This window comes from Enterococcus sp. JM9B (assembly GCF_009933265.1).
Classification (GTDB): Bacteria; Bacillota; Bacilli; order Lactobacillales; family Enterococcaceae; genus Enterococcus_C; species Enterococcus_C songbeiensis.
Map to the genome: position 1 here is coordinate 73,330 of NZ_MAEK01000041.1, position 18,963 is coordinate 92,292.

The 18,963-nt window shown below is 39.7% G+C and carries 14 protein-coding genes; 2 read left to right on the forward strand and 12 right to left on the reverse strand.

The features are described from left to right. Window positions 1-2: 2 nt before the first annotated feature. The 3 genes from BAU16_RS13020 to uvrB all read right to left on the reverse strand — a co-directional run bounded on the left by BAU16_RS13020 (window position 3) and on the right by uvrB (window position 6,323). Complete coding sequence (locus BAU16_RS13020) at window positions 3-1,259, reverse strand: carboxylate--amine ligase (RefSeq protein ID WP_048602989.1); 1,257 nt, start codon at window positions 1,257-1,259, stop codon at window positions 3-5. 242 nt (window positions 1,260-1,501) lie between these two features. Further along, window positions 1,502-4,321, reverse strand: coding sequence for an excinuclease ABC subunit UvrA (gene uvrA / locus BAU16_RS13025; protein WP_137605467.1), 2,820 nt, complete (start codon window positions 4,319-4,321; stop codon window positions 1,502-1,504). A 10-nt stretch (window positions 4,322-4,331) separates the two neighbouring features. Further along, window positions 4,332-6,323 (reverse strand): excinuclease ABC subunit UvrB, encoded by a 1,992-nt coding sequence (uvrB, locus tag BAU16_RS13030; RefSeq protein ID WP_137605468.1) that lies wholly within the window; start codon window positions 6,321-6,323, stop codon window positions 4,332-4,334. Window positions 6,324-6,574: 251 nt separating this feature from the next. Between uvrB and BAU16_RS13035 the strand changes: the two genes are divergently transcribed. Continuing rightward, window positions 6,575-8,728 (forward strand): amino acid ABC transporter substrate-binding protein/permease, encoded by a 2,154-nt coding sequence (locus BAU16_RS13035; RefSeq protein ID WP_137605469.1) that lies wholly within the window; start codon window positions 6,575-6,577, stop codon window positions 8,726-8,728. 1 nt (window position 8,729) lies between these two features. Next, window positions 8,730-9,467 (forward strand): amino acid ABC transporter ATP-binding protein, encoded by a 738-nt coding sequence (locus BAU16_RS13040; protein ID WP_161527233.1) that lies wholly within the window; start codon window positions 8,730-8,732, stop codon window positions 9,465-9,467. Between the two features lie 125 nt (window positions 9,468-9,592). Here BAU16_RS13040 and dnaJ read toward each other — a convergent pair whose 3' ends face one another. From dnaJ to BAU16_RS13085, 9 genes are all read right to left on the reverse strand, one after another. After that, window positions 9,593-10,768 carry a molecular chaperone DnaJ gene (gene dnaJ, locus BAU16_RS13045; protein WP_137605470.1) on the reverse strand — a complete coding sequence of 392 codons (1,176 nt, stop codon included), beginning with the start codon at window positions 10,766-10,768 and terminating at the stop codon, window positions 9,593-9,595. Between the two features lie 130 nt (window positions 10,769-10,898). Then, window positions 10,899-12,728 (reverse strand): molecular chaperone DnaK, encoded by a 1,830-nt coding sequence (dnaK, locus tag BAU16_RS13050; RefSeq protein ID WP_048602995.1) that lies wholly within the window; start codon window positions 12,726-12,728, stop codon window positions 10,899-10,901. A 45-nt stretch (window positions 12,729-12,773) separates the two neighbouring features. Continuing rightward, the gene (gene grpE / locus BAU16_RS13055) at window positions 12,774-13,319 is read right to left on the reverse strand and encodes a nucleotide exchange factor GrpE (protein ID WP_161527234.1); all 546 of its coding nucleotides are present in this window, start codon (window positions 13,317-13,319) and stop codon (window positions 12,774-12,776) included. A 47-nt stretch (window positions 13,320-13,366) separates the two neighbouring features. Next, window positions 13,367-14,407 carry a heat-inducible transcriptional repressor HrcA gene (gene hrcA / locus BAU16_RS13060; protein WP_048602997.1) on the reverse strand — a complete coding sequence of 347 codons (1,041 nt, stop codon included), beginning with the start codon at window positions 14,405-14,407 and terminating at the stop codon, window positions 13,367-13,369. 159 nt (window positions 14,408-14,566) lie between these two features. After that, entirely contained in the window at window positions 14,567-15,739 is a 1,173-nt protein-coding gene (hemW, locus tag BAU16_RS13065; RefSeq protein ID WP_161527235.1) for a radical SAM family heme chaperone HemW, read from the reverse strand. A 219-nt stretch (window positions 15,740-15,958) separates the two neighbouring features. Then, the gene (locus BAU16_RS13070; RefSeq protein WP_161527236.1) at window positions 15,959-16,711 is read right to left on the reverse strand and encodes an ABC transporter permease; all 753 of its coding nucleotides are present in this window, start codon (window positions 16,709-16,711) and stop codon (window positions 15,959-15,961) included. Next, window positions 16,695-17,636: an ATP-binding cassette domain-containing protein gene (locus tag BAU16_RS13075; RefSeq protein ID WP_161527237.1), complete on the reverse strand. Its 942-nt coding sequence runs from the start codon at window positions 17,634-17,636 to the stop codon at window positions 16,695-16,697. Before BAU16_RS13075 ends, BAU16_RS13070 begins: the two co-directional genes overlap by 17 nt. 110 nt (window positions 17,637-17,746) lie before the next feature. Continuing rightward, entirely contained in the window at window positions 17,747-18,349 is a 603-nt protein-coding gene (locus tag BAU16_RS13080; RefSeq protein ID WP_161527238.1) for a TetR/AcrR family transcriptional regulator, read from the reverse strand. Between the two features lie 108 nt (window positions 18,350-18,457). After that, complete coding sequence (locus BAU16_RS13085) at window positions 18,458-18,820, reverse strand: MerR family transcriptional regulator (protein ID WP_161527239.1); 363 nt, start codon at window positions 18,818-18,820, stop codon at window positions 18,458-18,460. Window positions 18,821-18,963 lie beyond the last annotated feature (143 nt).

An 18,963-nucleotide genomic window follows, 5' to 3' on the forward strand; every position in this document is an offset into this window, starting at 1 on the left:
AGCTATCCTTCTTTCACATTAAAGTACGTTTTGAAGCGCTTGATGTAATTATGGAACATGTATTTCATCAAGAACCAGCGTTTGAAAGACTGGTCCTTTTCATAAAAGACGGTCGTTCCCCATCTACCATCTCGAATCAATTTTTCGGCAAAGGCTTTCCCCGCATTGTCCCGCGCATATTTTTTAAATGTTTTTTTCGGTACTCCTAGCCAAACTTTCGCTTTCGGAGAGTCAATAGTGCCATATTCTGTTTCTCGAAAAACAGAAGAATAAATTAGGTCTTCCGTAATGTATTTTGCCAGATTATATCCGCTCAATGTTACAAAAAAGCTACTTCTTCCTTGACGTAAATTAATTTCGAACAATTTGTATTCATCATCCCGGACATCATACTTCAAATCAAAGTTCGCAAATCCAACATAATGGATTTTCGTCAAAAACTCCTTAATCGTTCGATAAATCTTTTCATTATAGTCTGGAACGATTACCACATAATTTCCTACGGATGCGGGAGTTGGATCTTCTAATAATGGGTGTCCTAAAACCATCATACGAACGTTTTGATGTTGATCGACATACGCATTTAAAACCCGCATATTGCTATCATCCCCAGGAATAAAATCTTGAACGATCATCTCGCTGGTATAGCCGGCTTTATATAAACGATCTAAAATCATGTCAAACTCAGCTTGATTATCAATAATAAACGCTTTTTTGCGTCCTTCAAATTTAACAGACAACCATTCTACACTGTTCGCTGGTTTTAATGCGACTGGAAAATCAAACGGCAACGCTTGATTTAGTTTCCCCTCTACCACCATTTCTTTTGTTACAATCAAGGTCTTAGGATAAGGCAGTTGATATTCCTCACAGACTTCATAAAAACTTACTTTGTTGATCAGTCGCTTGAAAAGTGAGTAATCATTGGCAGCAAAAACAAAATAAGGCGCCAAGTCCTCCTTATGTTGCGACAGTAATTCCGCATAACCGTCTCCGCAAGCGATCAACAGATACTTCCTAGAAGGATCGTTATAGGTATTCTTTGCCAGTTCTAACATTTTTTCAATAAACACTGGATCTTTATCAAAGCCATCCACCACATGGACATCGACGATTTGGCTATATCTTGTTGGTGCCAACTGATTTGATGCATAAGCGACAGAAGTCATGCCATATTCTTCATGAAAGGCACGAGCCATCCCATAGACATTCATATCGCTTCCTAAAAGAATCGGAATAAAGTTGTTTTGATCATTCATTTTACACACTCACTTCTACTAACTGATTCAATGATTTCTTGAAATATACAACAATCATAATACCATAAAGAAAAAAGCAATCAAAGTGCTGAACTTCGATTGCTTTTTTCAATTTTGAACGGATAGAACTTATAGGACAATAATTCAACCAAAAATCGTTGAGTTATCCCCTTGTGTGCATTCTAACCGAGTTGATTTCCAGTGACAAGTTCTTGAAAAAACAGTTAAGAAAACTTTAAATTTTATTTCAAAACTTTTTTCAAATACTGCCCGGTGTAACTTTCTTCCACGGCAGCGATCATTTCCGGTGTTCCTTTGGCAATAATCGTTCCACCGCCATCCCCGCCTTCTGGGCCAAGGTCAATCACATGATCTGCGGATTTGATGACATCCAGATTATGTTCAATCACTAATACGGTGTTCCCAGCGTCTGCCAATCGTTCTAAAACATGAAGCAAACGCGCAATATCATCCGTATGAAGTCCCGTTGTCGGTTCGTCAAGAATATAAAAGCTCTTGCCGTTTGAACTTTTATGCAATTCGCTGGCAAGTTTCATTCGTTGTGCTTCTCCCCCGGATAAGGTCGTAGCAGGTTGTCCCAGTGTGACATACCCCAAACCAACATCCACAATTGTTTGCAGTTTTCGATGGATTTTAGGAATATGTTTAAAGAAATCAACGGCATCTTCCACTGTCATATCCAAAATTTCTGAGATATTTTTCCCTTTGTAATGCACTTCCAACGTTTCTGAATTATACCGTTTTCCATGACAAACTTCACAAGGAACATAGACATCCGGCAAAAAGTGCATCTCGATTTTTATGATTCCGTCCCCTTTACAGGCTTCGCAGCGGCCACCCTTAACGTTAAAACTGAAACGTCCTTTTTTATACCCTCGCATCTTTGCTTCATTGGTTTTCGCAAAAAGATCACGAACATCGTCAAAAACACTGGTATAGGTAGCAGGATTGCTTCGTGGTGTCCGACCAATTGGGCTTTGATCAATATCGATGATTTTTTCAATCTTTTCGTAGCCAGTCATCGTTTTGAATTTTCCCGGCTTATGAGAGTTACGGTTGATTTTTTGCGCCAAAGCTTTTTTCAAAATCTCATTGACCAAGGTGGATTTTCCTGAACCGGAAACGCCGGTAACCGCAATAAATGAGCCTAACGGAAATTCTACCGAAATATTCTTCAAGTTGTTTTCACTAGCTCCGGTGATTTTAAGTTTTTCACCATTTCCTTTGCGGCGTTCTTTCGGTACAGGAATGACTTTTTTCCCGGATAAATATTGTCCTGTCAATGACTTCTTATTTTTCGCTACCTGCGCCGGTGTTCCCGCCGCGACGATTTCACCGCCGGCATGCCCGGCTCCTGGTCCCACATCAATCAAATAATCTGCTGCCCGCATTGTATCTTCATCATGCTCTACAACAATCAAGGTATTTCCCAGATCCCGCATTTTTCGTAAAGAATCCAATAAACGATCGTTGTCTCTTTGATGAAGACCGATAGACGGTTCATCCAAAATATACAATACACCCGACAGATTGGAACCGATTTGGGTCGCTAAACGAATCCGTTGTGCCTCTCCCCCAGATAAAGTACCGGCAGCTCGACTCAGGGTCAAATAATCTAACCCAACATTTCGTAAAAAGCTTAAACGGTCATTGATTTCTTTCAAAATAGGCTTGGCAATTACTTTTTCTGTTTCTGAAAGCGAAACCTTCTCAAAAAAGGCCAAACTATTATTGATGGCAAATTCGCTCACTTGACCGATATTTGTTTCATTGATTTGAACTGATAACGCCTGCGGATTCAACCGGTATCCACGACACGCTTGACAGGTTAATTCAGTCATATAAAGTCGCATTTGTTCCCGAGTGAAATCACTATTTGTTTCATGGTACCGGCGTTTAATATTCGTCAATACTCCTTCAAAGGCAACTTCAACATCCCGTACACCGCCAAAATCATTTTCATAATGAAAGTGGAAAGTTTCTCCATTTGATCCCTTTAAGACGATTTCTTGATGTTCTTCTGGCAATTCCTCAAAAGGTGTATCCATATCAATACCAAAACTGTCACAAGCTTGCTCCAACATTTGAGGGTAATATTGCGAACTGATTGGATTCCAAGGAATGATTGCTCCTTCATGCAATGTCTTGGTTGTATCTGGAACGACTAAATCCACGTCCACTTCCAGTTTAATACCTAAACCATCACATTCTGGGCAAGCTCCAAATGGTGCGTTAAACGAAAAGAGTCGCGGTTCAAGCTCCCCAACTGTAAACCCACAATAGGGACAAGAATAGTGTTCACTAAACAGCATTTCTTTTTGACCGATTACATCAACGACCGCATAGCCCTCTGCTAAATGCAGTGCCGCTTCAAAGGAATCAAACAGTCGAGAGCGAATGCCTTCCTTCACAACAATCCGATCAATGACAATACTGATTTCATGTTTTTTATTTTTTTCTAATTCAGGGACTTCTGAAATATCATAAATTTCGCCATCTACTCGAACCCGAACATAGCCTTCTCGCTGAATTCGTTCAAAAACTTTTTTATGCTGTCCCTTTTTTTGATAGACGATTGGAGCCAAAATTTGGATCTTCGTTCGTTCAGGTAGCTCTAATACTTCATCCACCATTTGTTCCGCAGACTGACTGGTGATCTCAATATGATCATTGGGACAAATCGGATGTCCAACCCGAGCAAATAACAGCCGCAAATAATCATTAATTTCTGTCACCGTTCCGACTGTTGAACGAGGGTTTTTACTGGTAGTCTTCTGATCGATAGAAATTGCCGGACTTAGACCATCAATACTGTCCACATCTGGTTTATCCATTTGCCCCAAAAACTGCCGAGCATATGCCGAAAGACTTTCCACATAGCGACGTTGTCCTTCTGCATAAAGTGTATCAAATGCCAATGAGCTCTTCCCAGAACCGGATAAACCAGTGACCACCACCAGCTTATCCCGGGGAATCGTTACATCAACATTTTTTAAATTATGTGCACGCGCACCGTGAATCACGATCTTATCATTTGCCATTGTTTTCCTCCTACTCAGACGCCTTTAATTCTAAAATGGTATCCCGTAATGTTGCAGCCGTCTCAAAATCTAACGCTTTGGCTGCGTCCTTCATTTCTTTTTCTAACTTACTCAATAAAATGGCTTTTTCTTCTCTTGATAAATCTTCAAAAGAAGTCGTTTCATAAGCTTCATCTTCTTCAGCCACTTTGGTGATTGAAATCAGATCGCGAATTTCTTTAATAATCGTCTTAGGAACGATGCCGTGTTCTTCATTATACTTTTGTTGAATCGAACGACGGCGTGCTGTTTCATCAATTGCTCGCTGCATCGAATCCGTCATTTTATCCGCGTACATAATAACTTTCCCATCGGAATTTCGGGCTGCCCGTCCAATCGTTTGGACTAAAGAACGCTCACTACGCAAGAAGCCTTCTTTATCGGCATCTAAAATCGCAACCAAAGAAACTTCTGGTACGTCCAGACCTTCCCGCAATAGGTTGATTCCGATAAGAACGTCAAATTCCCCTAATCGCAAATCGCGAATGATTTCCGTTCGTTCCAACGTTTTGATATCACTGTGAAGATATTTAACCTTGATTCCTAATTCTTTTAAGTAATCTGTCAAGTCCTCTGACATTTTTTTCGTCAAAGTCGTCACAAAGACGCGCTGGTTCTTTTCAGACCGAGCATTGATTTCTCCAACCAAATCATCAATCTGTCCCATAATCGGACGGACTTCGATAACTGGATCAAGCAAACCAGTCGGACGAATAATTTGTTGAATGACGGTATCTGTTTGTTCTGCTTCATAAGGACCCGGTGTTGCCGAAACATACACAATCTGATTGACATGTTCTTCAAATTCCTCCAAACGCAAAGGACGATTATCCAATGCAGAAGGCAAACGAAAACCATAATCCACCAACATTTGTTTTCTCGCCCGGTCACCATTATACATGCCGCGCACCTGCGGCATCGTTACGTGAGATTCATCTACAACTAATAAAAAATCATCTGGGAAGAAATCGATTAATGTATATGGAGGTTCTCCTTCTTTTCTGCCATCCATATGTCGGGAATAATTTTCAATTCCAGAGGTATACCCCATTTCTCGCAGCATCTCTAAATCATAATTTGTCCGCTGCTCCAAGCGTTGTGCTTCCAATAATTTATTTTCACTTCGTAGGACCTCCAAGCGATCCTTTAATTCGGCTTGAATAGACGCAATCCCGTGTTCTAAATAATCTTCATTGGTAACAAAGTGAGTTGCCGGAAAAATCGAAACATGTTCTGTTTCTGATAAAATTTCACCGGTCAATGCATCCACTTCACGGATTCGATCGATTTCATCACCAAAAAATTCGATTCGTAATGCCCGTTCATCACGAGATGCGGGGAAAATCTCCACCACGTCTCCACGGACACGAAAACGCCCCCGCTGAAAATCAATGTCATTCCGTTCGAATTGGATATCGATCAAATTACGTAACAGCCGATCACGAGAAATCTCCATACCGACCCGTAAAGAAACTACTTGCTTCTGGTATTCGACTGGTGAACCCAAACCAAAAATACAGGACACAGATGCCACAACGATTACATCATTGCGTTCTAACAAAGCACTGGTCGCCGAGTGACGCAATTTGTCAATTTCATCATTGACACTAGAATCTTTTTCAATATAAGTATCACTGGATGGAACATAAGCTTCCGGTTGATAGTAATCATAATAACTAACAAAATATTCCACCGCGTTGTTTGGGAAAAATTCTTTGAACTCACCATACAACTGCCCAGCCAATGTTTTATTGTGGGCAATGATCAACGTCGGCTTGTTCACTTCTTTGATCAAATTCGAAATGGTATAAGTTTTTCCGGTTCCGGTCGCTCCTAATAAAATCTGGGCTTTCTTCCCTTCAACCACACCTTCAACCAATTCTCTAATGGCTTCCGGCTGATCCCCGGCAGGCTGATATTTTGAGACTAATTCAAATTTATGGGAGGTTTCTCTCTCAATCATCTAACATCCTCCTTTATTCCTTCATATTAAAAGCAAAGAAAATAAACACATTTCTCACTGCGCTATATTATATCATAGCGAACATACTTTCGCTAGTTTTCTGACTGAATCTCGCTTTTCCAAATGTAAGATTTCTTCACATTCGTTGTTAGCATTCTTGGTATTTTTTTATTTATTCCTTACTTTCTCTTGTTTAAGAGCGCTTTAACCCGTATAATATCCTCATATTCAAAAAAATAGGAGGATACGAAATGAAGAAACGAACACTTCTGCTCTTGTTGGCAGCATTAATGGTAGGTCTCTTTACACTAGGCGGAAAAGAATCGGTCGAAGCTGCCGAGAAAACCTATAAAATCGGAACCGATCTCACATTTGCGCCCTTCGAGTTCCAAAATGAAAACAATGAATATGTCGGTATTGATATCGACTTATTAAATGAAATTGCAAAAGATCAAAATTTTTCAGTCGATTTGCGACCGTTGGGCTTTGACAGCTCTATCCAAGGCGTCCAATCCAACCAACTAGACGGGATGATTGCCGGGATGAGTATTACTGACGAACGGAAAGAGTCCTTTGACTTTTCCGAACCTTACTTTGATAGTGGCATCCAAATGGCCGTTCGTGCAGACGAAGAATCTATCACCGATTATGATGGACTAAAAGGAAAAACTGTCGGTGCAAAAGTCGGCACAGAAAGCGCCACTTTTTTAGAAGAGAATAAAGAGACCTATGGATTCAAAGTAAAAGTTTATGATGCAGCAGACGGGCTCTATGGCGCATTACGCAACAATACCGTACAGGCAATTTTTGATGACTACCCTGTGTTAGGTTATGCTATTTCAAATGGCGAAGAATTCAAACTCATCGGCGAACCGGAACAAGGAAATTCTTATGGTTTTGCAGTAAAAAAAGGTGAAAACAGTGAGCTCTTAGAAAAATTCAACAACGGCTTAAAAAAACTTAAAGAAAACGGCCGCTATGACGAAATTGTTGCAACCTATATCGCAACAGAAAGCGGAGACGATTCCGCTACAATGAAAAAAGTTGAACCAAAAAAAGAAGAATACATTATCGCAAGTGATTCCGCTTTTGCCCCTTTCGAATTTAAAAATGAAGAAAATGAATATGTCGGTATCGATGTCGACTTAATGAAACGAGCGGCTGAATTACAAGGCTTCAACATTAAATTTAATTTTATCGGCTTTTCCGGTGCATTACAGGCGCTTGAAGGCAATCAAGCAGACGGCATGATTGCCGGGATGAGCATTACTGATGAACGGAAGGAGTCCTTTGATTTTTCTACCCCCTATTTCGAAAGCGGAATTCAAGTCGCTGTAAAAGAGGGCAATAAATCAATCAAATCTTATGATGATTTAAAAGACAAAAAAGTTGGCGCAAAAATCGGTACGGAAAGCGCAGATTTTCTTGAAGCAAACAAAGATAACTACGGCTACGCAATAAAACTGTACGATGCGGCGGATCAGCTTTACGAATCCGTGAAAGGCGGACAAATTGATGCTATGATGGACGATTATCCAGTTATCGGCTACGCCATCAGCAATGGGCAAAAATTAGCAACTCCTATCAAACGCGAATCTGGTGGTGAATATGGTTTCGCAGTAAAAAAAGGGCAAAATCCTGAATTACTTGAAATGTTTAATGAAGGAATTGCCGAAATGAAACGAACCGGCGAATACGAAGATATCCTCGCAAAATATATTTCAGATGGCGCCGCTCCTGTAAAAAAAGCCAATGAAAAAACGATTTTCGGATTATTAGAAAATAACTGGAAAGTCTTACTGGAAGGGCTCGGAAAAACGATTGCATTGGCCTTGATTTCCTTTGCTCTAGCTCTAGTGATTGGGATTATTTTCGGACTGTTCAGCGTTGCACCAATCAGAGCTTTGCGGACTTTTGCTTCCATATACGTCGATATCATTCGCGGTATCCCAATGATGGTTCTGGCGTTCTTCATCTTTTTCGGGCTGTCGGATGCAATCGGCATTACGATTCCTGATTTTGCAGCAGGCGTCATCACCCTAACCTTGAATGCAAGCGCCTATATCGCTGAAATTGTTCGTGGCGGTATCAACGCTGTCCCCGTTGGACAGATGGAAGCCTCCCGCAGTCTCGGCATGCCTTACACTCGCACCATGCAAAAGATCATTTTACCGCAAGCAATCAAAATTATGATTCCTTCCTTCGTCAATCAGTTCGTTATTTCGTTGAAGGACACGACCATTATCTCCGTCATCGGCGTGGTAGAACTATTGCAAACAGGAAAAATCATCGTTGCACGAACTTCACAAAGTACCAATGTTTATCTGATTATCGCGGTCATGTACTTGATCGTCATCACGTCACTGACAAAATTGGCAAAAGTTTTAGAAAAGAAGGTGAAATAAGATGGCAGAAAAAATCTTAGTGGAACATCTTGTTAAAAAATATGGTGACAATACCGTGTTAAATGATATCAGTATCTCAATTAAAGAAAGTGATGTTGTCTGTGTCATCGGTCCGTCTGGTTCCGGAAAAAGCACCTTTTTACGTTGTTTGAACCGTTTAGAGGAACCAACCAGTGGAGATATCGTCATTGATGGTGCTCATTTAATGGATAAGAATACCAATATCAATCTTATTCGGCAACATATCGGTATGGTTTTTCAACATTTTAACCTTTTCCCCCATTTGACCGTTTTAGAAAATATTGTTTTAGCACCAATGGATCTTAAGAAAAACAATCGTAGCGAAGCGGAGAAAAAAGCGCTGGAATTATTGGATACCGTTGGACTAGCAGATAAAAAGGATATGTATCCTGATAAATTATCTGGCGGTCAAAAACAGCGAGTCGCTATCGCTCGTGCTTTGGCAATGAACCCTGATGTTATGTTATTTGATGAACCTACCTCTGCTCTGGATCCAGAAATGGTCGGCGATGTGTTGAACGTAATGAAAAAATTAGCAAAACAAGGCATGACAATGGTTATCGTCACCCATGAAATGGGCTTCGCCAAAGAAGTAGCTAATCGTGTTCTCTTTTGTGACGAAGGAAAATTCTTGGAAGATGGAACACCAGACCAACTGTTCAATGCTCCTAAGAACGAACGAACCAAAGATTTTCTGGACAAAGTTCTAAATATTTAATCTTTCTTGTGAAAGTCGGTTAATCCCTGACTTTCACAGTTTTTTTTGCAAAAAAATAAGTAGAAACAACGCCAAACAGTCGTCATTTCTACTTATTTTTTATGAACAGGAAGTCGATTGATTACCTACTTCTTTTTTCCGCTGAAGGCGTCTTTCATTTTATCAAAAAAACCTTCTGCCTGCTGTTCACTAATTTTTGTACCACTAGCTTCCGCAAAGCTACGCAATGCGTCTTTTTGCGCATCATTCAGATTTTTTGGTGTAATGATTTTAACGCGGACTTGTTGATCGCCATTGCCACCACCACGTAAACGAGGTGCACCTTTTCCACGAAGACGGAAATTAGTTCCCGTTTGTGTACCAGCTGGAATTTTCAGCTTCACATCTCCATGAACAGTCGGCACATTGATTTCATCGCCAAGTGCTGCTTGGACAAAGTTTAATGGCAATTCATAGTAAATCTCCGCACCATCCCGATCGAAGATATCACTTTCTTCAACTCGGAAAACAACATAAAGATCCCCATAAGGTCCACCGTTTTGTCCGGCTTCCCCTTGATTTGCCAAACGCATTTGTTGCCCATCTTCTACCCCTGCAGGTACATTGACTTTCACTTCATGGGCTTTCTTTTCGTGTCCAGCACCGTGACAAGTTGGACATGGTTCTTTGATTTCTTTCCCAGTACCATGACAGACATCACAGGTTTGACGACTCATTACACGACCAAGAGGCGTTTGTCGTTCCACATTGATTGAACCAGAACCATGACACTTATGACAGGTTTCTGGCTGGGTACCGGGTTTCGCTCCGTTACCGCCACATGTATGACAGGTTTCTTCCCGATTGTACTTGATCGGTTTCTCCACACCAAAAATTGCTTCTTCAAACTTCAAGTTGATCGAATACTGCAAATCGGCTCCTTGTCGGGGCGCATTGGGATCAGCCGAACGACCACCGCCACCGCCGCCAAAAAACGATTCAAAGATATCTTCAAATCCACCAAAACCGCCACCGGAAAAGCCACCATAATTACCGCCGCCAAATCCACCGTAGCCGCCACCGCCACCATAATTAGGATCTGTACCAGCGTGTCCATATTGATCATACGCTGCTCTTTTTTGCGGATCGCTCAGAATTTCATAGGCTTCGGAAATTTCTTTGAATTTATCTTCTGCATCAGCCTCTTTGTTAATATCCGGATGATACTTTTTGGAAAGCTTGCGGTATGCCTTTTTAATTTCATCATCCGAAGCCCCTTTTTGCAATCCCAGGACTTCGTAATAATCTCGTTTTGTTGCCATAGGCTTCCCTCCACATTTCTTGTTTTAACCACTTGTGTATTTTATCATATTTCTGTCATAAGCCAAATCATTCTTAACAAATCATAAGAAAAAGCCAAAGGATGACTTTGGCTTTTTCTTAGCGAGTTACTTATTTGTCATCGCCGTCTACTTCTTCAAAATCAGCATCGACAACATCATCTGCGCCGCCTTGCGCTTCTTCTGGATTTTCTTGCGCTTGTTGTTGCGCTGCTTGTTCGTACAATTTAACCGTTAAGTTTTGTACGATTTCGTTTAATGCATCTCGTTTTGTTTTCATTTCTTCGATGTTATTTGCTTCAACTGCAGCTTTCAGTTCATCCCGAGCATCTTCCGCTTTCTTCACTTCTTCTGCATCTACTTTGCCTTCTAGATCTTTCAATGTTTTATCAACAGTGAATAACAACGCATCTACATCATTACGAAGATCTACTTCTTCTTTGCGGGCTTTATCTGCTTCAGCATTTGCTTCAGCATCTTTCACCATGCGATCGATTTCTTCATCTGAAAGACCTGAAGAAGATTTGATGGTGATTTTTTGTTCTTTTTGTGTTCCCAAATCTTTAGCAGAAACATTCACGATACCGTTCTTATCGATATCAAAAGTTACTTCGATTTGTGGAATTCCACGAGGTGCTGGTGGAATATCCGTCAATTGGAATCTTCCTAATGTTTTGTTATCAGAAGCCATTGGACGTTCCCCTTGCAGTACATGGATATCTACGGCAGGTTGATTGTCTGCTGCTGTTGAGAAGACTTGTGATTTACTTGTAGGAATCGTTGTGTTACGGTCAATTAATTTTGTAAAGACACTACCCATTGTTTCGATACCTAATGAAAGTGGTGTAACATCTAACAAGACTACATCTTTGACGTCCCCAGTGATAACTCCACCTTGGATTGCAGCACCCATCGCAACAACTTCATCAGGGTTTACAGATTTATTTGGTTCTTTGCCAGTTTCTTTACGAACAGCATCAACAACTGCAGGAATCCGGGTTGAACCACCGACTAAAATCACTTCATCTACTTCAGATTGTGATAAACCAGCATCTTTCAAAGCTTGACGTACTGGAATTTTTGTCCGTTCAACAAGATCACTTGTTAATTCATCAAATTTCGCACGAGTCAAAGTCATTTCCAAATGCAAAGGACCAGCGTCTCCGGCTGTAATAAATGGCAAGCTGATTTGCGTGCTTGTTACACCTGACAAATCTTTTTTCGCTTTTTCAGCGGCATCTTTCAACCGTTGCAACGCCATTTTGTCTTTTCCTAAATCAATACCGTTTTCTTTCTTAAATTCAGCAACCATATGATCGATGATTTTGTTATCAAAGTCATCCCCACCAAGATGGTTGTCACCGGCTGTAGATAATACATCAAACACACCGTCACCTAATTCAAGGATTGATACGTCAAAAGTACCACCACCAAGGTCAAATACTAAGATTTTTTCTTCTTTATCTGTTTTATCCAAACCATAAGCTAATGCTGCTGCTGTTGGTTCATTAACAATCCGTTCTACTTCTAAACCTGCGATTTTACCAGCATCTTTCGTTGCTTGACGTTGCGCATCATTGAAGTATGCAGGAACTGTAATGACTGCTTTTTCAACTTTTTCACCTAGATAATCTTCAGCAAAACCTTTGATGTATTGTAAAATCATAGCTGAGATTTCTTGTGGTGTATAAGATTTCCCTTCGGCTTCTACTTTATAACCTGCTTCACCAATATGACGTTTGATAGAAGAAATCGTATGAGGATTTGTTACAGCTTGACGTTTTGCTACTTCACCTACTTGGATTTCACCATTTTTGAAAGAAACAACAGAAGGTGTTGTGCGGTTTCCTTCTGGATTTGCAATAATTTTTGCTTCGCCGCCTTCAAGAACAGCGACTGCTGAGTTTGTTGTACCTAAGTCGATACCGATAATTTTACTCATGTAAAAAACACTCCTTTAAAATAGTATACTACTAATATTTTTTTATTATTGGGCTACGATAACCATGCTTGGTCGCAAGACGCGGTCATGCAGCTTATATCCTTTTTGTAAAACTTCAACGATTGTATCTGTTGCTACATCGTCACCGGCTGGAACCGTTTGAACGGCCTGATGAACATTAGGATCAAACATTTCACCAGCTGCGGGAATTTCTTCAATCCCTTCTTCTTTCAAAGCAAAACGAATTCCTTCTAGAACCATGTCGACACCTTTTTTCAAATTTGCGCCTTGGTCATCGGATACTTCCGCCGCCATTGCACGTTCCAAATTATCGATTGCCGGCAAAAGTTTCTTCGCCAAATCTTGAGAACGATATTTTTGTAATTGTTCCCGTTCATTGCGATTTCGAGTGGTAATATTTGCGATTTCCGCCCGCGCTCGCAAAAACTGATCTTCTAATTCATTGTTTTTTGCTTGCAACACTTCAAGTTCTGTCGGAGCTTCTGATTCGGTATCATTAGCTTCAATTTCTTCAGTGATCGCTGCTTCAATTTCTGTTTCTAGTTCTTTTTCCAATTCTTTTTCAGACACTTGACTAACTTCCTTTCTCTATTAGATTGTTTCGCTTTTTGCTTTTACTAACTAAACGAATCTAGTGATCGATAATAGTCAGCCAATTTTGATGCGAGTTCTTGACGAAAAACGTCAATCAACGCAAAAATTTTTGAATATTGCATACTCGTAGGACCCAAAAGCGCAATCGTGCCGCGGCCATGACCAGAAATATCATAACTTGCTTGGACTAAACTCATATTTTGCAGCAAGTCAATGCCAAGCTCATCACCAATTCGAATCTGGATAGTTCCATTTGGCGGAATCAATAGCTGATTCAACTCCTCGGGATCTTTCATAAAAGAATAAATCGTTTTGAACTGATCCACATCCGGCTTAGGACCGAAATCCAAAAGGTTCATCCGTCCGCCGACAAAGATTTTTTCTTCGAAAGCATTACTTAGCAACGAATCAAATAGATCAAGAATCCCTTCAGTTGTTTGAAAATACTTATGCAAAATCATAGGAATTTCTGTTCGCAAGCGATGATATACCGTAATCAACGGTTCACCGATCAATTTATCATTGATGATCCGCACCATTTTCTCTAAATCTTCTCCACTAATGGAGCGGGGAATCGTAAAGACCTGACTTTCAACGTTACCTTTATCCGTCACGATAATCGCAATGATTTGGCGATCGTTCAAGGGAACGATGCGAAAACCCGTTAAACGTCGTTCCTTCATATCTGGACCTAGCGAAAGTGCTGTGTAACTAGTCAGACTGGATAGGATATCCGCAGACTGTTGGATGATTTCATTAATTTCATGAAACTCTCTACCAAAAGACTGTTGAATAAGTTGCATTTCTGATTTTTCGACTTTGTCCGGTCGTAAAAGATGATCAACATAATAACGATAGCCTGTCATCGAAGGAACTCGCCCGGAAGAAGAATGTGTTTTTTGAAGAAAGCCATATTCTTCTAATGCCTTCATCTCGTTGCGAATCGTTGCAGAGCTTGCATCAATTCCTTCTTCCATCAGTTTTTTAGAACCGACTGGATGACCCGTTTGCGTGTAATTTTGAACAATGAGACGCAAAATATCCTGTTGCCGTTGTGTCAACATAATCTATCACCTCTCATTAGCACTCTTTACTTATAAGTGCTAATACGAGTATAAATATACCACACTCCACTTATTTGTCAAGAATTTTTCACCACTTTTTAGCACTCTATCATGCCGAGTGCTAATTATTTTAGAAAAATTTAAAAAGAAAAAAGAGTCCTAGTTAGAACTCTTCAATAAAAACTTTTCAAATACTTCATTACCGATAAATAACCCAGTTTTTGTCAAACGGACGGTATCCTTTTCTTCCAGCAGCCAACCTTTTTCTTTCAGCTCCGGCAACACTGGTCCATAAATATCATGAAAATCGACATTAAATTTTTGGCGGAAGTTTTGCTTGGAAATACCTTCCAGTTTTCTTAGACCTAAAAATAATTCCTCTTCCATCTGATTTTCCTTTGTTAAAAATTCTTCTTCATAAATAGGAAGCTTTCCCTTTCGCAAAGGTTCCAAATAATGTTGGATTGGTCCATAATTTTTGTATCTGCGATTACCCAAGTAGCCGCTAGCTCCCGCACCAAACCCAAAATAATTTTCGTTGTTCCAATAAACCAGATTATGCTGAGATTCTTTTCCAGATTCAGCAAAGTTACTGATTTCGTATTGATGACGTCCGCGTTTTTCCATTTGTTCGATTGCTTCTTCAAACATTTGACTTTCAACTTCTTGATCCGGCAATTCGATTCTTCCTTGCCGCACCCAATTCATGAACATGGTTTTATTTTCCAAAATTAAGGAATACAAAGAATAGTGAGGTAAATCAAAATCCAATGCTCGATGTAACGTATCTCTGAAACTTTCCAATGTTTGTCCCGGTAACGCATAGATTAAATCGATAGACACATTATCAAACTGCTCTTTTTTTAACAAGTCAATCGTTTGGTAAACATCAGCTGCCGAGTGCTTACGACCAATTTTTTTTAATAATTGGTCATCAAATGTTTGGACGCCCATTGATAAACGACCAATTCCGTAATTTTTCATAACCCGCAATTTATCCTGAGTCAGATCGCCCGGATTGGCTTCAATAGTGAATTCTTTTACCTTCTCCATCGGAAACAAGTCCGTGACGCCTTGCAACAATCGATCCAATTGCTTTGCGGATAAAGAAGTTGGCGTTCCTCCACCAATGTAGATTGTTTTTGACTCTTCCGTTTTTTGTTGCTCCAATGTCAATTGGATTTCCTTCAACAGCATTTCGATATATTCATCGACTGGCTGCCCTTCCAGGAATACCTTATTAAAGTCACAGTAATAACAGATATGTTCACAAAATGGGATGTGAATGTAGGCTGAAATGCTGGTATTACCTGGTTTATCTATATTTTTCATTTTGTTATTTCCTCTCAAAAGGCCTGTCCGCTTCTTTAATACCTTTCATTTAGCTATAAATTGAAGCGTTGCACTTCATTCTATCATAGGCTATAAAAACTTAACATATTCTTTTCAAGAGCAATTACTAAATGAAGTTACGATAAAGCAACTTTTATTGAGGACAATACTTATTTCTTCTATACTAATAAGTTTATTTACACCACCAAAACTCGCAAGTCACCCCTCCGTCAATCTCTCATATTTTCTCAGGGTCAAAGGAACAAAAAGTAATAATAAAAGACCTAACCAAATCAGTGCCGTCTGGAGATTGTGGATTATTAACTCATTCATTAACAAACCTCGAATTGATTCTGTAATTGGAGTGAAAGGAGAAATTTCTGCTAACCGGCGTAAAAATTTTGGTAATGTTTCTAATGGGACAAACCCGCTACTCAAATAGGGCATAAACAGCAAAATCATCGGAAATGCTGCCGCTGCTTCCGTTCCAACAGTGAGCCCAACAAAAAAACTGATCCAGATCAATACTGCCGCAAATAACAGCACAAAGAATAGCAAGAAAAAACCGGTTAAAAAAGTAATCTGAGTGCTAAATCCAAGCAAGATGCCCACTATGACCACTAGAAATACGGCAATAAGATTTTTTAGAAGATTAATGGTTAGTTCCCCCCATAAAACCGAAGATTGGGTAATATTCATTGTTTTGAAGCGATTCAAAATCCCTCTTTGTTTCATCGTAGACATGGCAACCGCCGCTCCTGCCGATACTTGCCCGATTCCTAAAACAATGATTCCGGGCAAGATATAATCGATATAATTCCCACTACGGTCAATTGCACCTCCAAAAATAAAAACAAAGGACAATAAAATCAGAACAGGCAAAAAAATTGTAGTAATCAACCCATCCAAATTACGGGAATTGAGCTTCCAGCTTCTCCTACTCATAATCGTCAAATCATGAAACCATTGCATGGCTGCTACCTCCTTTAGTTACTTCCAAATAAACATCTTCCAACGATGGTTCCAATAATTGAACATCACTTACCACAATTTCATGGTCTGCTAATTTTGAAAACAATGAAGTCAATTTTTGAACTTTTTCTACTGCCAAAATCTCTAACTTATTTTCTGGTAGGAGAGCGATTTTTTCTCCGATTAAAACCAATTGTGCTTTTTGGAAGTCCTTTTCGTTTGAAAACTGTAAATGAATCTTACTTTCTGGCAATTGCTTTTTAAGTGTTTGAATCGATCCATCAGCAATAATTTTTCCTTGACTCATGATTGTCACATAGTCAGCCAATATCTCAGCTTCTTCCAAATACTGAGTGGTAAGAAAAATCGTCATTCCCGATTTTTTTGCCAAATCAGCAATCAGTTTCCAAATTTTCCGACGATTTGCAGGATCGATTCCAGTCGTTGGCTCGTCCAAAAACAACACTTTTGGATCTCCCAAAAGACTTGCTGCAATATCCAATCGGCGTTTCATCCCGCCAGAATACTGACTGACTTTTCTATCAGCAGCTTGTTCCAATTGAAATTGTTTTAATAGTTCCATAGCTTTTTTTCTCGCTGTCTTCTTCGGTAACGAATGGAGTTGCCCAAGAATTTCTAGATTTTCCCGCCCAGTCAGTTCTTCATCCAGTGCTGCAAATTGTCCTGTCACACTGATTTGACTGCGGATTTCCTTTCGTGAAGCCTTGATTCCTTCGTAAAAAATTTCTCCTGCTGTTGGTTTTAACAAACCGGTAAGCAAATGAATCGTGGTCGTTTTTCCCGCCCCATTTTCTCCTAATAACGCAAAGATCTTACCAGCAGCCACCTGAAAATTAATTGCGTCCACTGCCAAATGCTCACCAAACTTTTTTGATAAATTCTTACCCTCAATCGCAAATTCCATAAAATTCTCCTTCGCCCTTATAATGAATGAACATATATTCATTATAAAATATAAAAAATATTTGTCAATGGAAAGCGAGATTTTCCACTGACAAAAAATTCATAGGCTATTTATTTTTGCAATAAAAAACTTAAAAAGATGCTGATATCCGGTAATTGATAGTCCTCTTCAAAAATCGTTGCCATTAGTCCTACTCCCTGAGCGCTACTGATAAAAAACATCGCCAACATTTGCGGATCACCAGCAACAAATTGCTTTTTTTCCTGACCACGAATGATCAATTGTTTCAATGCCGCAATTAGCTCCTTATCCATCGCAATCAATTCCTTCAAGCCGTTATTCGGCTCTGTATTGGGGAAAATCGATTGTGTAACCAATAAAAATAAATCACTTGTGGTTCGATCCACTGCGATTCCTTTCAACATTTCCTCTGTTGCCCCCGTTAAAATGCTTCGTGGATCACCTGCTGCTTGAAACAGGTGTTTCAAATTTCTTAAACCCTCAATGGCTTCACTCATTATGGCATCAAACAAGGCCTGCTTGGAAGGAAAATAACGATATGCCAACCCTGTGCTGACACCTGCCTCTTCGGCAATTGCCTGCATTGTCGTATTCGCAAAAGAATGTTTTGCAAATAAAGTAACCGCGGCATAGCGAATTTTATCTCTCGTTTGTTTTCGCATCGCTTCAAAGCGCTCTGTTTGTTTACTCACGAAATTCCCCCCTGTTCTTTTTTATTCGATATAAATTTATTATAAGAGACTTTGTGAGAGAATTCAATTTGCGGAGAGTTGCTCCCATAATCCGCAAACGCTTTCTCCTCAGCGCATCTCACTTTGTAAGTCTGTATAATTAGTGATTTTCTCTTCCAGACGCTCTAAAGTTTCTCCCATTTCTTGGTATTTCTTTTTTAATTGCTCTCTTTCTTCAATCAAAATTTGTTTTCTGGCTTCTAGCGTTGCAGCTCCCTGTTGATAAAGTGTTGTATATTCAATCAAAGATTCCACCGTCAATCCAGCACTGCGCATGCATTTGATGAAATCAATCCATTGCAAATCTTCTTCTGAATAGTTCCGAACCCCGCCGTTTTTACGAGTGATTGGAGGAATTAAACCAATTCGCTCATAATATCTGAGAGTGACTGGTGTTAATGCCATTTTTTCTGCTACTTTGGAAATGTTCATTTTTTGTCTCCTTGCTTTTTGTCTTTACACTATTTATCATTCATCGCATTCAATACATCAACTTTATAACTTGAACTCCAGGTTAAGTCAAACAGAACTTTTTTGCAATGCTTTGCGAAAAAAAACGACGATCAACAGGATTT